We start from the raw sequence: 15206 nt of genomic DNA, 5'->3' as shown, positions 1-15206 counted from the left end.
ATACTCTGTGAGCAGCTCCTTCAGCCGGACGTCCACACCATTAATTAATACTTTTCGTCTATACTTTGGACACCATACTACATGGTATTTACAGGAATAGACGACATTGTTGTTTGATTTATATGTTATGTTTATATTTATATTATACTATGGCTCATTAGTTAATACAATTACTATTTTGTCCATCTTCAATTACTTGCATAAATTCGATGGACGCGTCTTATATCCCCATAGCTGACGCAAGGGGTTTTACGACGCATTGGATAAAAAAAGCCACATACGTTCCCAAAAATCCTTGGTCACAGTATGCAGCTTATTCAATCATCCACGATCACGTTACCTACGATCCGTACCACAATTACACCTGATCATTCAGCAGAATCTTCTCCATCCAGAAGCGCCTTATAAATATCCCGCTTGGAAACACCACGATCCTTGGCAGCAAGCTTCATGGCATCCTTCCTGGAATTCCCCTGCTGCTCATACATCGCCACATGCTCCGCAATGGAAATCTCCTCCCAGGAAGCACGCTTCTCCGCCTCCATCTCACTGCGGCTCCTGCCCTCGATCACAAGAACACACTCACCCAGCGGCTTCTCATCTTTATAAAAATCCATCAGATCATCGATCGTAGTCCGGAATGCCGTCTCATGCTTCTTGGTCAGCTCTCTGCAAAGAGTCATCCGGCGGTTGCCAAGCGCCTCTCTGAGCTCACCAAGAGTCCGTACAAGCCTGTGAGGTGCCTCATACAGGATAATAGTCCTGGTTTCACAGGAAAGCTCCTCCAGGATCGTTTTTCGTTCTTTCTTATCCGCCGGAAGAAAAGCCTCGAAAGCAAAACGCCTGGTATGCAGGCCTGACAAAGTCAGAGCAGTGATACAGGCAGCAGGACCCGGAAGTGAAGTCACTTCAATTCCGGCTTCATAACACATGGCGGCAAGCTCCTCCCCGGGATCTGAGATACCCGGAGTACCTGCATCTGTGATTAACGCAATGTTTGTACCCGCCAGCAGCTTTTCCACGAGGACATGACCCTTATCGATCTTATTGTATTCGTGGTAGCTGGTCATGGGGGTTTTTATATCAAAATGATTCAGAAGTTTTATGCTGTTGCGGGTATCCTCCGCAGCGATTAAGTCCACTTCCCGAAGGGTTCTTAGTACTCGAAGGGTGATGTCTTCGAGATTTCCTATGGGGGTGGCGCATAAGTATAGTTTTCCGTTTTGTTTCATATTTTCCTCTTTTCTCGCTTGACCGCGGGGAGTTTTTTCCACTTGGCCGCGGGGGATATTTCGCTTAACCGCGGGGGGTTGTTTAAGTTTGGAAACTTTGAAAACCGCAAAGGGGCCGCAAAGCCGCGCCCCCTCTGCACACCCCTTGGGCTTTTTTTAAGTAGTGCAAGGGATTCGTTGTTCTTATTTGTTGACTTGTGTCTGTATGCTTCGGTATTCAGCGCACTACGCTGTGCCGATGTTGTTTTATTTCTTCACTTTCTCTGTAGTTCACTTCCGGCAAGGCGTCTGTATGCTTCGCTACTCAGCGCGCTACGCTGTGCCGATGTTGTTTTATTTCTTCACTTTCTCTGTGGTTCACTTCTGGCAAGGTGTCTGTATGCTTCGATACTCAGTGCGCCATGCTGTGCCGATGTTGTTTTATTTCTTCACTTTCTCAGTGGTTCGCTTCTGGCAAAGTGCCCGTATGCTTCGATATTCAATGTGCTACTCTGTGCCGATGTTGTTTTATTTCTTCACTTTCTCAGTGGTTCACTTCCGGCAAGGTGCCCGTATGCTTCGATATTCAATGTGCTACGCTATGCCGATATTATTTCATTTCTTCACTTTCTCAGTGATTCACTTCTGGCAAGGTGCCTGTATTCTTCGATATTCAGCGCACTATGCGTTGCGATCTCTCGCTTTGAATCTCAGGCGAGGGGAGGCAGGCTGCTGGTGGTGACGTTAGCGGAGCCCCCGTCAGCGAGGTGAGGATAGCTGCTGCCACCGAGCGCACTGTTTGAGCGAAGCGAGTTTGCGCGAATGGCAGCAAACCGGCGCCGCAGCCGAGCAGGGGGCGCAGCGTGTCACCACCAGCAGCCTGCCTCCCCTCGCCGTCCCTTCACCAACCGAAGTACCACAGCCACCACTACCTCCCAGCCATCCAGCGCAGCGCCGATGGCCCAAAACCTCCCGAGCAGCCACCCCAATCTCTCACAACCGGGGCAGCCACCCTAAGCCACAACATCACAACATTCACACCATCCGATACAACTCCAAAACATCCTCCGTATAAACCCCAGGCCGCTCATAAACCACCAGCGGCCGCTCAACCCGGATCCTGGAATTCCCGCCCTTACAAGCCTCGATCAACACCATATTCGGCTCCTTATCAATAAAAGGATACACCAGCTGCATCCTCTTAGGCTCCAGCTTATACTTCGTCAAAGTCGCCATCAGCTCCACAAGCCGAAACGGCCTGTGCACCAAAAAAAACCGCCCCCGGTCCTTCAGGACCCGGGCAGCCTGACAAGCCACATCATCAAACGAACACAAAATCTCATGCCTCGCGATCGCCTTCGGAAGATGCGGATTCGTCAACCCATGCTGCCCGATCATATACGGCGGATTACACGTCACCACATCAAAAGAAGCCGCCCCAAAAATCCCGGCAGCCTCCCTGATATCACCCTCAACGATCCGAACCCTGTCCTCAAGACCATTATACCTCACACTACGGTCAGCCATCTCCGCACACTCATGCTGGATCTCCAGCCCCGTGAAATGCTCCCCATCCGTACGATCAGAAAGCAAGATCGGAATGATCCCCGTACCGGTCCCCATATCCAGCGCAACCTCACCCCTCTTCACCCGGGCAAAGCCAGACAACAGAACCGCATCCATCCCAAAACAAAACTTCTTCGGATCCTGGATCACAAACAACCCATTCTGAAGATCATCCACACGCTCACCGCAATAAACCAGATCACTTCTCATTCGGCTTCGAATCTCCCTTTTTAACCTCTTTCTCATCGTGGTCAGCAGAACCACCCTTACCCTTTTTTCTCTTAGGGCGGAACCTCAGATCACGGACCGGAAACTCCTGGATCTCCTTCTCGTCATTCACCTCAACCACGATCTTAACCATCTGCCTGAGAACATTCACACTCTGGACCGTACCCGAAACACCCTGCGGCGTCGTTACCATATCACCGATACCCGGAAGATTCCGGTTCAGCTCCTCATAAGTCTCCTGCTCATTCTTCAGACAGCACATCAGACGACCACAGACACCAGAAATCTTCGTCTGGTTCAGAGAAAGATTCTGCTCCTTCGCCATCTTGATGGAAACCGGCGCAAACTCCGAAAGATACGTATGACAGCAAAGCGTCCTTCCACAGATACCAATACCGCCAAGGATCTTCGTCTCATCACGGACACCGATCTGACGAAGCTCGATTCTGGTCTTAAACACAGACGCCAGATCCTTAACCAGCTGTCTGAAATCAATACGGCCATCCGCTGTAAAATAAAACAGCACCTTGTTATTATCAAAGGTATACTCCGCATCGATCAGCTTCATATCAAGCCCATGCTCACGGATCTTCTTCTTACAGATCTTAAAAGCCTCTTTCTCCTTCTGGCGGTTCTCAGCCTCATGATCCTCGTCCTCCTTCGTTGCAACACGGAGAACCTCCTTCAGCGGATGGACCACCTCGTCCTCCTTCACGCTGCGCGGCTCCAGGACAACACGGCCATACTCCACACCACGGGCAGTCTCCACGATCACATGATCGCCGACCTTCACCTTATAATTCTTAGGATTAAAATAATAAATCTTACCAACGTTACGAAATCTGACTCCAACTACCTTTTCCATTCTATTTCTCCCTAATTGTCAGGAACAGGAGCTCCAGGGCAAGTTCGAGATTAACATTGGCACGGAGACGCACCTTCGTCTTCTCCAGTGCCTCAAGGATTTTTTCGATATTCTCATAAGAACGCTCGCTGGCCTGCTCTCTGATAAAATTAATCTCCTGTTTAAAAACCAGGTTGTCAATTTCCCTTGTTGCCTTAAACATCAGAACATCGCGGAACCAGAACTGGAAAATATCCAGATAATCATTGATATTATTCTTATCAGCAGTCAAAGTCTTGATCGCCTCTGTCAGCTCATAAACCTCCATGGAATTGGCATATTTCAAAATCTTCAGGGCATTGGCAGTCATATCTGCAAACTCCTGAGAAGTCGCAGCCTCCTTCGCCTTGCCGATACTGCCCTGCGCATAAGACGCATCAATCTCAGCCTGATAATCCGGCACCTGAAGATGCTCCATCAGATATTCCTTCACAAGACTGTCATCCACCACCTTCAGATCCAGACGCACACATCTGGAACGGATCGTAGGAAGAAGACTGTCGATATTACTTGTCAGCAGCATGATCACCGCATATTCCGGCGGTTCCTCGATAGTTTTCAAAATGGCATTCTGCGCCTGCACCGTCATCATCTCCGCATCCGGAATGATATAGATCTTATACGGACTGCAGTACGGCTTGATATCCACATCACGCACAACCTGGTCACGCACCTCGTCAATGCTGATGCTTCCAGGCTTCTCATGAGTTACTGTAATGATATCCGGATGATTCTTGCCGATCACCTTCTTACAGGAATCACAAGTCATACACGGTTCAGACTCTCCCGATTCACACTGCAGCGCTGCCGCAAAAGTCCCCGCAAGAAGCTTCTTGCCGGATCCCGGTTCCCCTGTAAAAATATAAGAGTGGGATACCTTCCCTGTCTCTATCGCATTCTTCAAATGCCTGATTATATCGTCATGGCCGATGATGTCATGAAATCCTGCCATAAGAATCACCTCTTTCTGCCTTTTGTGCCCTCCGTTATACCCGGCGGACATCTTTCAACTAATTATAACATAATCTTCTGTATAAAAAAAACTATTTTTCCTTATTGTACAGATTTTATATAATTTACGATTTCCTTCACACATTCATCCAGATTATGATTCTCAAAACGCTTCCATATACCTGCTTTAAGAATATTTTCCTCGGAAAAATCATTCTGGTCTGCAAGAAAACGCCTGCACATCTCCTCGTACTTCGGCACCTCCTGGGTCTTCTCCCTGGCAAGCGCACGCTCCAGACGCTCTCCGTCTTCCACCTCTATATAAATAGGCCACATCACTTCATTGCCGTAATACTCCCGAAGCCTCACAAAAGACTCCAGTGTACCGATTCCCAGATAGCTGTCATTACCCACAGACACCTGCCCGTCATCCGCAGTAAAATATGTCCACGGCCCGTAAACCGTCTGATAAGTACGCGCCTCGATCAGCTTCCCGTTTCTTCGGAACTCCTTCAGTTTATTCTCATCTGCAAAAAAATATTCTCTTCCGTTCTCCTCTCCATCCCGGATCGGACGGGTAGTATAGATTACAAGCCGCTTAAGCCCCAGATTCGGATTCCCCTCCAGCTGTCTGTAAATACTGTCCTTACCGGAAGAGCTTTTTCCCATAATGTAAAAAATCTTTCCCATATGTCTCCTCTGTTACATCTCATTTCTCACAACGCACACCGTCTCACTGGTCTGGTCGCTCAGGCCCTGGACCTCAAAGCCCTGTTCCAGGTATCTTCTCACATTTTTTACGAAATGTCCAGAAATCTGTTCCCCCGGAACGATCAGCGGGATTCCCGGCGGATAAAGATACGCAAACTCCCCGGACGTACGTCCGATACACTCATCCAGCGGACACCGCTCACTCTCCGCATCCATAGCCTGGGAGATCCGCATGATCTGCTTCATTTTTCCGTTTTTCAAAGGCTCCTTCTCCACAGCCTCTTCTCTGTATTTTAACGATTCACGACGGTCAATCTCTTCAATAGCATCACAAAGCCGCTCAAAGCCCTCCGCAGTATCACCCACAGCCGCCAGCGCCAGCACATAATTCTCCGCCTCCATCTCCATTTCCAGATGAAACTCCCTCCGGAGGATCTGGTGCAGCTCCCGGCCGTTCAGCGAACTGTTCACAGTAGAAAGCAATATCTTGGATCTGTCAAAATCAAAAACTCTCTGGCACTCACAAGCCTGCGGCGTTACCAGCCGGATATACTTACACTCGGAAAGACGCCTGCGTGCTTTTTCCAGATTCTCCGTAAACACACGGAACATCTCATCCCCCTCACGCTCCAGCTTATCCATGCACGCATCAATGCTGCTCATAAGAATATAAGAAGGACTGCTGCTCTGATAGATTCCCAGAAAACGCTTCAGTTTTTCCCGGCTCACACGATCACTGCACAGGTGGATCACCCCCGTCTGGGTCAGACAGGGCAGCGTCTTATGCACACTGTTGATCACCACATCCGCACCAAGCTGCGCCGCAGACACCGGAAAATAATCCGAAAACCGAAAATGCGCCCCGTGAGCCTCATCCACGATCAGCGGCACACCATAGTGATGCGCGATCTCCGCGATCCTCGCCACATCCGACACGATCCCGTCATAAGTCGGCGAAGTGATCAGCACCGCCTGGATCTCCGGATTTTCCGCCAGATACATTTCCACACGGCCGGGTGAAATCCCTCCGTTTATCCCCAATTTCGGATCTTCATGTGGATAAATATACGTGGCACTCAGCTCCCGCAGATAAATCGCATGGTAAACCGCCTTATGGCAGTTCCTTGCCACCAGGATCTGTCCCCCCTTATCCACAGCCGCAGACACCGCCGCCAGGATCGCCCCGGAGCTTCCATTAATACTGTAAAAACTCTCCGGCACACCATAAAGCCGTGCGACATCCTCCTGCGCCCTTTTCAAAATATCCTCAGCATGATGCAGGTTATCAAACCCGTCAATCTCCGTAATATCCCTCTCCACCGGAAAATCCCCCTCCACAGCCAGCGGATTCCTCTTATGCCCCGGCATATGAAACGGATAAAAATCACTCTTACCGTACGCTTCCAGTTTCTTGTATAATCTGTCTTCCATAGTTCGTCCTTTCAAAAAATCCACCTCTGTTACTTCCCCCATATCAATATCATAGTTAGTTTCATTATACCTGAAACGAATTTTTCTGTCACTGACGATTATCCATATTTCAGATTTTTGCATCTAAGTCGGATGTATACCGTGGTAAATTTTCGCAGTAAACAGGTTGACAAATTATCATCTCGCACATATAATAATTTCAGAATCAAAAAACACTTTGTGTTTTTGTAAGGACGGCGTTGCGACGGCGTTCTATTTTTTTGCCAAAAAACAAGGAGGGGCTATCACCAGACGATATTCCCCTCCATTTTTATCACATCTCAGCAAAATCGATCCTCAGATCCTCATAGATCCCCACTTTGATCGAATCCTGAAATGTATACTGCTCCGTATCCTCATTTTCAAAATCATACACCATTACCAGCTTCTTCACAGGATCCACGATCCAGTACTCTCTCACACCGGCAGTCCTGTATTTAAACAGCTTGGTATAATAATCCATACGCCTGCTCGCCGGAGAAACGATCTCGATGATCCAGTCCGGAGCCCCCTTACATCCCCTGTCATCCAGCTTATCCGGATCACAGATAACAGAAACATCCGGTTCCACATAAGTATTCGTCTTCTCATCCAGATACACCGCAAACGGTGCGGCAAACACCTCACATTTGCCCTTGTTAGAATCTATATAGTTACCTATCTTTCTGGACAAAATACTTGAAATCCTCTGATGCATCGTATTCGGCGGCGCCATATAATAAATATGTCCATCGATCAGTTCCGCTCTTTCACCCTCCGGCAAAGCATAAATATCCTCTATCGTATAAATTCTTTCCCTCAACAGCGGCATATCTCCACTCCTCTCAAAAGCACCCGGCAGATCATACACCATCATTCCGATCTGCACTCATACACCTGCAGCAGCTCCATCCGAAGCCTTCCCCACAGACTCACACCTTAAACCGGTACCCCACACCCCAGATCGTCTCAATATACTGAGGCTTGGCCGTATTAAACTCGATCTTTTCACGGATCTTCTTGATATGCACCGTAACCGTAGCGATATCACCCACAGACTCCATATCCCAGATCTCCCGGAAAAGCTCCTCCTTTGTAAAAACCCTGTTCGGATTCTCAGCCAGAAAAGTCAAAAGATCAAACTCCTTGGTCGTAAACGTCGTCTCCTCACCATTGACCCACACACGCCTGGCCGTCTTATCGATCTTAATACCACGGATCTCGATCACATCATTCTTATGCACATTGGAACCAACCAGCCGGTTATAACGCTCCATATGCGCCTTCACACGTGCAACCAGCTCACTTGGGCTGAACGGCTTGGTCATATAATCATCCGCACCAAGACCCAGTCCGCGGATCTTATCGATATCATCCTTCTTGGCAGAAACCATAATGATCGGCGTATTCTTCTCCTCACGGACCTGCCTGCAGATATCAAAGCCATCCACCTCCGGAAGCATCAGATCCAGGATGATCAGATCAAACTCCTCCTTCATGGCACGTACAAGCCCCGTATCACCACGGTTCTCGATCTCCACCTCAAAACCCGAAAGCTCCAGATAATCCTTCTCCAGATCCGCGATCGCTTCCTCATCCTCTATGATCAAAATCCTACTCATTCATCGGTACCTCCTGATATTTTCTGAGAACAAAATACATGATCGTTCCGATCCCCAGCCGGCTTGTGGCCCAGACCTTTCCACCATGATCCTCCATGATCTTCTTTACGATGGAAAGTCCGATACCGCTTCCTCCCTTGGAAGAATTCCTGGAAACATCGGTACGGTAAAAACGGTCAAAAATATACGGCAGATCCTTGGCGGCAATCCCCTTGCCGTTATCCTCGATCTCCACCTGGATAAAATCACCCACATCCTTCACCCGAAGCTGGATGATCCCCCTTGGCTTCTCCATATACTTAATGGCATTACTCACGATATTATGGATCACACGGCGGATCTGCTCACCATCCGCAATAACCTGCACACCCTTCTCCACATAATTGGCATACACAAGCTCGATCCCCCTGGTCTCCATCTCAAGCCCAAGCTCCTCCGCACAATCCGAAAAATAATCCTCCACATTCAGCTTGCTGAACGTATACGGAATACGGTTGGTATCGATCTTGGAATAAAAGGTCAGCTCATTGATCAGATGATCCATCTCATTGGTCTTATTATAAATGGTACGCACATACCGGTCCATCTTCTCCGGCGTATCCGCCACACCATCCATGATCCCCTCCACATAACCCTTCACCGCAGTGATCGGCGTCTTCAGATCATGGGAAATATTGCTGATCAGCTCCTTATTCTCCTTATCCATCAGGATCTTCTCTTCCGTGGACTCCTTCAGACGCTTACGCATCTCCTCAAAATCCTGACAAAGCTGGGAAAATTCATCATTCCCCTCAACCTCCAGCACAAAATCCAGATTCCCCTCCTTGATGTTCTTGGTAGCCTTCTTAAGCTTCACCAGCGGAACCGCAATGCTCCGATAGATCCACAGCCCTACGGACAATGCGGTAAAAACAAGGATGATCGTTGCGGTCAGGATCATATCCTTAGCCATCAGCTTCACCTGGCTGCTGGAAGACTGCGGCAGCGAAATATCATAGACCATCTGGCTGGAATCCGAAGCCTGGCTGCTGCTCTCCTGCACATGCTTCGCCTGCGTCTGGCTGAACCCGTACAGACTTGCGGAAAAAAGAAGCAGCGGCAGCAGGATGATCGCAACGAAGCCCACAATAATACGTGTTTTTAACTTCATCTGTATCTCCGTCCTTTATAAATTCACACATTCACATACACGTATTATAACATAAACTATATTCCCTATCTCTAAATTTTCTATAAAAAACCCCATCTTCCAGCATCAGTATTATTCCATTTTGTTCTAAACTATGCTATCATATTTTTGTTGTCCACCCGATACCCGGCAACGGGAGGAGGTGAGTTCTTTTGGAAATTATTATCTCTTTTCTTGTTTCCTGCATGGCAAACATAACTGCCTATTACGTTTGCAAATGGCTAGACGGCAACAAGTAGGACAACGCTAACCTAGTGGTTTCTTGTCCACTATAAAAAATTAGAAGAAGCCCCCGGTATTGGCACTACCGGGGGCTTCACTCTTTGTTCTTTTGGAACTATTACTATCTCTTTTGCCTAATGGCATTATATCATATGCATTTCTTAAAATCAATATTCCTGCCAAAAGGATATATAAATATTTTTTTTGACTCTCTTACAGATACTTCTTCAGAGTCTCAACCTTGTCCAGATGCTCCCATGGAAGATCAACATCTGTACGGCCGAAATGACCATAAGCAGCAGTCTGCTTGTAGATCGGACGGCGAAGATCAAGCATCTTGATGATACCAGCCGGACGAAGATCAAAATTCTCACGAACGATCTCAACAAGCTTAGTCTCAGAAAGCTTACCTGTTCCGAAGGTATTCACACTGACAGAAGTCGGATGCGCAACACCGATCGCATAGGAAAGCTGGATCTCACACTTGTCAGCAAGACCGGCCGCAACAATGTTCTTTGCAACATAACGTGCAGCATAAGCAGCAGAACGGTCAACCTTTGTGCAGTCCTTACCGGAAAAAGCACCGCCGCCGTGACGTCCTGTTCCGCCGTAGGTATCAACGATGATCTTACGTCCTGTCAGACCACTGTCACCGTGAGGTCCGCCGATAACAAAACGACCTGTCGGATTGATGAAATACTTCGTATCCGCATCAACCATATCAGCCGGAATGATCGCATCAAAAACATACTTCTTAATATCCTCATGGATCTGCTCCTGAGTAACATCCGGATCATGCTGTGTAGAGCATACAACAGCATCGATTCTCTTCGGCTTGCCGGCCTCATCATACTCAACAGTAACCTGAGTCTTTCCATCCGGTCTTAAATATTTCAGAGTGCCGTCCTTACGAACCTTTGTCAGCTGCTGAGCAAGCTTGTGAGCCATGTTGATGGCATATGGCATATACTCCTCAGTCTCATTGGAAGCATAACCAAACTGAAGACCCTGGTCACCGGCACCGATGGAATCCAGCTCGTCCTCATTCATATCGTCCTCTTTCTGCTCAAGAGCCTTGTCAACACCCATAGCGATATCTGTGGACTGCTTGTCAAGTGATGTGATAACCGCACAGGTATCTGCGTCAAATCCATAATCCGCATTGTCATATCCGATCTCACGGATAGTATCGCGAACGATCTTCTGGATATCAACATTAGCCTTGGTTGTGATCTCGCCCATAACAAGTACAAGACCTGTTGTAGTAGCAGTCTCACATGCAACACGGCTCATCGGATCCTGTGCCATCATAGCATCAAGGATCGCATCGGAAATAGAGTCGCAGACCTTGTCAGGATGACCCTCAGTTACAGATTCAGATGTAAATAAAATTTTCTCCATGATCTTCTCCTTTTGTAATAAAACAATGGTTATATACATAAAAAACAGCCCGTACAATCCGGACTGTTTAAATTCTGTAAACAATCCTCTTATTGTTCGATTGCTCGCTCAGGTTGGCACCTTCCTGGGTTATCCGGGGTTGCCGTGGCTTCACAGATCCTTTGTATCTCCACCACTCTGAATAAAAGGCTATCTTTTATGAAATTTACTGCAACACATACAATATACTTATCATACCAAAATGTCAAGAGCAATTTTCGATAAAAAATATCACCCGCTGCTTTTTCATCCCCAATACATAAATATTCCAAAAAAAGAACCGGGCATCCACATCGCCCGGTTCTTCCATCGATCATCCTTCAGAATGATCCGTTATTTATTTTTTCTTCTTTCTCTTAACTCCATAAGCTGCACCACCGCCAACAATGATCGCTGCTGCAAGGATTCCAACCCATACGCCGATCGGTGTATCATCGCCGGTCTTTACAGAACGTCTTGCTGTACCGCTGGTATCGTTCGGAGCAGTTCCGCCCGCTGTACCATTATTCGGGATCGGAGTGATCCGATCATTTCCACCATGATTTGCTCCAGGTGTAGCAGTCGGAATCGGTGTCGGCTCGGAAGAAAGACTGTTAGTGATCTCCTTTGTTACAGTATATCGGTTATCATTATTCAGTGTAACCTCACCCTGACCGGTAACTGTATACTTAAAGGTATCATCATCAACCGGATTTCCATCCTTATCCGTCTCCAGAACAGTATAAGTAACACTGTTGATCTCCTGATCCATTGGAAGATCCACCATTACCTGAACACTATCATTCTGTTTCAGAGTCACTACCTTCTCAAGCGTCAGCTCACCGTTACTTTCAGTGGAGAACAAACCTGCATAGAACGTATCATCCACAGTAGAAGCAACACCATCGATCATCACATTCTTCTTAATGTTGATATATCCGTTACGGCTGAATATATCGGAAATCTTTGTATAATAGTTATTTACATAAGCCGCAGCCTCAGTAACACCACTATCTCCACCGATCACAACCTGATTGGACTTCTCTTCACTCTCACCATTCGGCTTCGTTACATTGTAGTAGTAAAGATTCTCATCATCCACCTTGATCTTCGTATTCTGCTGAAGAAGATTTCCATCCTCATCCAGCTCAAATACATAATAGGTGCCATCCGGAACATCCGTCCATGTAGCTGTACCACTGGAAGCATTCTGGATATGGATTTTCTGCATTTCTCCGTAACGGGCCTCTCCATCCGGATCAAGGTAAAGCCCAACATTATAAGTTACATCCTCCTTCGTTTCCAGAGGAATCACATTGTCGTTCTCATCAACATTATAGATCCTCTTCGTAACCTGGATCTGTGTATGCTTCTGCGGATTACTTACAGACTTCGGATAAGCCTGTACATCGTACATCCAGCCCTGCTCCTGATCTGCAAAAGGAACGGAGATCAGCATCGGTGAAACCATAACACTGCTGTTTCCATCTGTCTGCACCACCAGGTACATACCCTCAGCCAGATCAGCGAAAGTCATATTCCCCTCTGCATCAGAGGACTTGGACATACCCCACACATCCACGATTCCGCTGACGATCATAGCCGCCAGCTTCTCTGCCGCTTCATACCAGCCATCAGCCGTCGTGATGGAATCAAAATCGATTGCTGCGGCAGCCAGTGCCTCATCCAACACGAAATGCACATTGCCATCAAAATTCACACTGCCAACCTTGTAGATCGTCAGCCCTACATCCGGCAGCGGAGTCTGGTTTCCCTCCTCATCCGCCTGCTGAACCGTCAACGTCAGATTACCTGTTTTTCCAGCTTCATAATCCCCGGCGAAAACCGGCTGCAAAACACTCGTGACCAGCATAGCCGTCAGCATCAGAACAGCCAGAAGGCTCCGGAATATTTTCCCTTGCTTTCTTCTATTTTTCATCGCTCTCTGCCTCCTCTTTCCTTTCTGAAAGCTGCTTCTTTTTCCGTTTTTTGTCCCTATGACGGACGATCAGATAAATCAGCAGAATCAGAACAACAAGCACTGCAGCGCCGCCGGCCAGAACCCTCTTCGGATCCACAACAGCAAGCTTCTGCGGTATCGTTTCGTCATTCTTTGTATCTTCCACCACATATTTCGTCCGCACTCCCCGGACAAGAAGCCTGTGGGTGTTAACTCCATAAGGGGTACACGTGATCAGAGTCACATGATCTTCACCCTCGATAATATCCAGGTCACTGGTCTCATCCGGAAGCACCGTCTTGATCTGATCCACCTTGTAGGCCAGATGCTTGCCAAGAATGTGCAGGATAAAAATATCTCCCTTTTCCATCTGATCCAGATCTGTAAAAAGCTTCGCATTAGGAAGACCTCGATGCGCCGCCAGAACCGCATGGGTGCTCTTGCCTCCGATAGGAAGACTGGTGCCCTCCACGTGGCCCACACCCTTTTCCAGCACGGTCTTGCTCAATCCGTGATAGATAGCCAGCTTCGCTTTGATCTTCGGGATCTCGATACTGCCCATCAGTCCGTCACCGTTAGGATCCAGGACTCCGTCATAGGGATGACTCAACTCATAAGTATCCTCTTCCTCAAAAGCATCTACAATGGCATTCACCGGATGCTCGGCATTATACTCCTTCGCCTCTTTCCACAGCCTGTCATAGTCATTGTCCGAAAGCTCCGTTACCGCTTCCTCGTACTTACTGACCAGCTGGGCGTTACGGTACTGGTTCCACATATCACTGATCGTAGGATAAAGGAACACCCCCGCCCCCGCCAGAAATACCAAGGCAATAAAAATGTTCAGGACAACATTACTCTTTTTCTTTTTTTTCTTTTTAGCCATAAATCATTTCCTGCGTCGTTTTTTGTTCTGAACAGAATTGATACCGGCAACCAGGATCACCGCGATCACAATTCCGATCACAACACAGAGAGCAAGCATCGGAAGCGTTGGATTGGTGATTCCGGTAACCTTCTTCTCTGTTTTCTGAACCGCCTTCGCAGCCTTCATCGGAACTCTGTGTCCCCTCACCAGAAGTCTGTGCGTATTCACCGCATAAGGCGTACACGTAACCAGCGTTACATAATCATCCCCATCCGTGATACCCAGAGACTCTGTCTGCTCCGGAAGAACGGTAAGAATCTGATCCACCTCGTAGGCAAGAGTCTTACCCAGCACATGCAGGTAAAAAACATCTCCCTCTTCCACAAGATTCAGATCTGTAAAAAGTTTCGCACTTGGAAGTCCTCTGTGTGCCGACAAAATACAATGGGTACTCTTGCCGCCAACCGGAAGACTGCTGCCGAACAAATGACCTGCACCCTTCTCCAGAGACTCATCTGTCGTGTAATGATAGATTGGAATGCTCACATCGATCACAGGAATCTCCACATACCCCATCATTCCATCACCATTCAGGTTCAGAAGAGACTCATATGTACTGTCCGTCTGTCCATCCCTCACGGAAAAAGCATCCGGCACACTTTCCTGCTTGATCTGTTCGTTATACTCCTGAGCTGCCTTCCACATACTGTCAATCTTCTCCGAATTATCATCCGAAGAAACACTGCTGCTATAATTACTGATCAGCAGGCTGTCCCTGTACCGGTTCCAGGCATCACTGACCATTGGATACAGCAGTATGGACAACCCTATCAGAAACAGCAAACCAAGTCCAATATAATTTTTCTTCTTATTCTTTCTCATAGGTTTCTCCATACTGTTGTATTT

General features: G+C 47.6%; 14 protein-coding genes and 1 riboswitch. All 14 genes read right to left on the bottom strand.

The genetic code is table 11. The features are described 5' to 3' along the window. Nucleotides 1-135, bottom strand: a 135-nt coding sequence (locus NCY57_RS12830; protein WP_250789741.1) for a transposase, incomplete at its 3' end; no start/stop codon positions are given. A 233-nt stretch (nucleotides 136-368) separates the two neighbouring features. Then, nucleotides 369-1232: a 16S rRNA (cytidine(1402)-2'-O)-methyltransferase gene (gene rsmI / locus NCY57_RS12825; RefSeq protein ID WP_092072414.1), complete on the bottom strand. Its 864-nt coding sequence runs from the start codon at nucleotides 1230-1232 to the stop codon at nucleotides 369-371. Nucleotides 1233-2246: 1014 nt separating this feature from the next. Then, a complete protein-coding gene (locus NCY57_RS12820; RefSeq protein WP_059086497.1) occupies nucleotides 2247-2987 on the bottom strand; it encodes a tRNA1(Val) (adenine(37)-N6)-methyltransferase in 741 nt (246 codons plus the stop codon). Further along, nucleotides 2977-3870, bottom strand: coding sequence for a PSP1 domain-containing protein (locus NCY57_RS12815; protein ID WP_173740121.1), 894 nt, complete (start codon nucleotides 3868-3870; stop codon nucleotides 2977-2979). The genes NCY57_RS12820 and NCY57_RS12815 overlap by 11 nt, the downstream gene beginning before the upstream one ends. Nucleotide 3871: 1 nt before the next feature. Next, entirely contained in the window at nucleotides 3872-4861 is a 990-nt protein-coding gene (gene holB / locus NCY57_RS12810; RefSeq protein WP_015526578.1) for a DNA polymerase III subunit delta', read from the bottom strand. Nucleotides 4862-4962: 101 nt separating this feature from the next. Next, the gene (locus NCY57_RS12805; protein ID WP_173740120.1) at nucleotides 4963-5550 is read right to left on the bottom strand and encodes a guanylate kinase; all 588 of its coding nucleotides are present in this window, start codon (nucleotides 5548-5550) and stop codon (nucleotides 4963-4965) included. 12 nt (nucleotides 5551-5562) lie between these two features. Then, nucleotides 5563-7002: an aminotransferase class I/II-fold pyridoxal phosphate-dependent enzyme gene (locus NCY57_RS12800; RefSeq protein WP_173740119.1), complete on the bottom strand. Its 1440-nt coding sequence runs from the start codon at nucleotides 7000-7002 to the stop codon at nucleotides 5563-5565. Between the two features lie 313 nt (nucleotides 7003-7315). Beyond that, entirely contained in the window at nucleotides 7316-7852 is a 537-nt protein-coding gene (locus tag NCY57_RS12795) for a Uma2 family endonuclease (RefSeq protein ID WP_129975837.1), read from the bottom strand. Between the two features lie 100 nt (nucleotides 7853-7952). Beyond that, nucleotides 7953-8642: a response regulator transcription factor gene (locus NCY57_RS12790; RefSeq protein ID WP_015526575.1), complete on the bottom strand. Its 690-nt coding sequence runs from the start codon at nucleotides 8640-8642 to the stop codon at nucleotides 7953-7955. Then, complete coding sequence (locus tag NCY57_RS12785) at nucleotides 8635-9792, bottom strand: sensor histidine kinase (RefSeq protein WP_059086499.1); 1158 nt, start codon at nucleotides 9790-9792, stop codon at nucleotides 8635-8637. Before NCY57_RS12785 ends, NCY57_RS12790 begins: the two co-directional genes overlap by 8 nt. A gap of 474 nt (nucleotides 9793-10266) precedes the next feature. Then, on the bottom strand, nucleotides 10267-11454 hold the full coding sequence (gene metK, locus NCY57_RS12780; protein WP_015526574.1) for a methionine adenosyltransferase: 1188 nt from the start codon (nucleotides 11452-11454) through the stop codon (nucleotides 10267-10269). Between the two features lie 86 nt (nucleotides 11455-11540). Further along, nucleotides 11541-11642, bottom strand: a riboswitch (SAM riboswitch). 188 nt (nucleotides 11643-11830) lie between these two features. Then, a complete protein-coding gene (locus NCY57_RS12775) occupies nucleotides 11831-13411 on the bottom strand; it encodes a pilin N-terminal domain-containing protein (RefSeq protein ID WP_250789740.1) in 1581 nt (526 codons plus the stop codon). Continuing rightward, on the bottom strand, nucleotides 13401-14318 hold the full coding sequence (locus NCY57_RS12770) for a class C sortase (RefSeq protein ID WP_129975811.1): 918 nt from the start codon (nucleotides 14316-14318) through the stop codon (nucleotides 13401-13403). The genes NCY57_RS12775 and NCY57_RS12770 overlap by 11 nt, the downstream gene beginning before the upstream one ends. Before the next feature lie 3 nt (nucleotides 14319-14321). Further along, nucleotides 14322-15182 carry a class C sortase gene (locus tag NCY57_RS12765; RefSeq protein ID WP_227752307.1) on the bottom strand — a complete coding sequence of 287 codons (861 nt, stop codon included), beginning with the start codon at nucleotides 15180-15182 and terminating at the stop codon, nucleotides 14322-14324. Nucleotides 15183-15206: the final 24 nt, after the last annotated feature.

This window comes from Blautia sp. MB18-30, assembly GCF_023669475.1.
Classification (GTDB): Bacteria; Bacillota; Clostridia; order Lachnospirales; family Lachnospiraceae; genus Blautia_A; species Blautia_A fusiformis.
The sequence above is the reverse complement of the archived record's forward strand: the minus strand, read 5'-3'. Positions and strand labels throughout refer to the sequence as shown.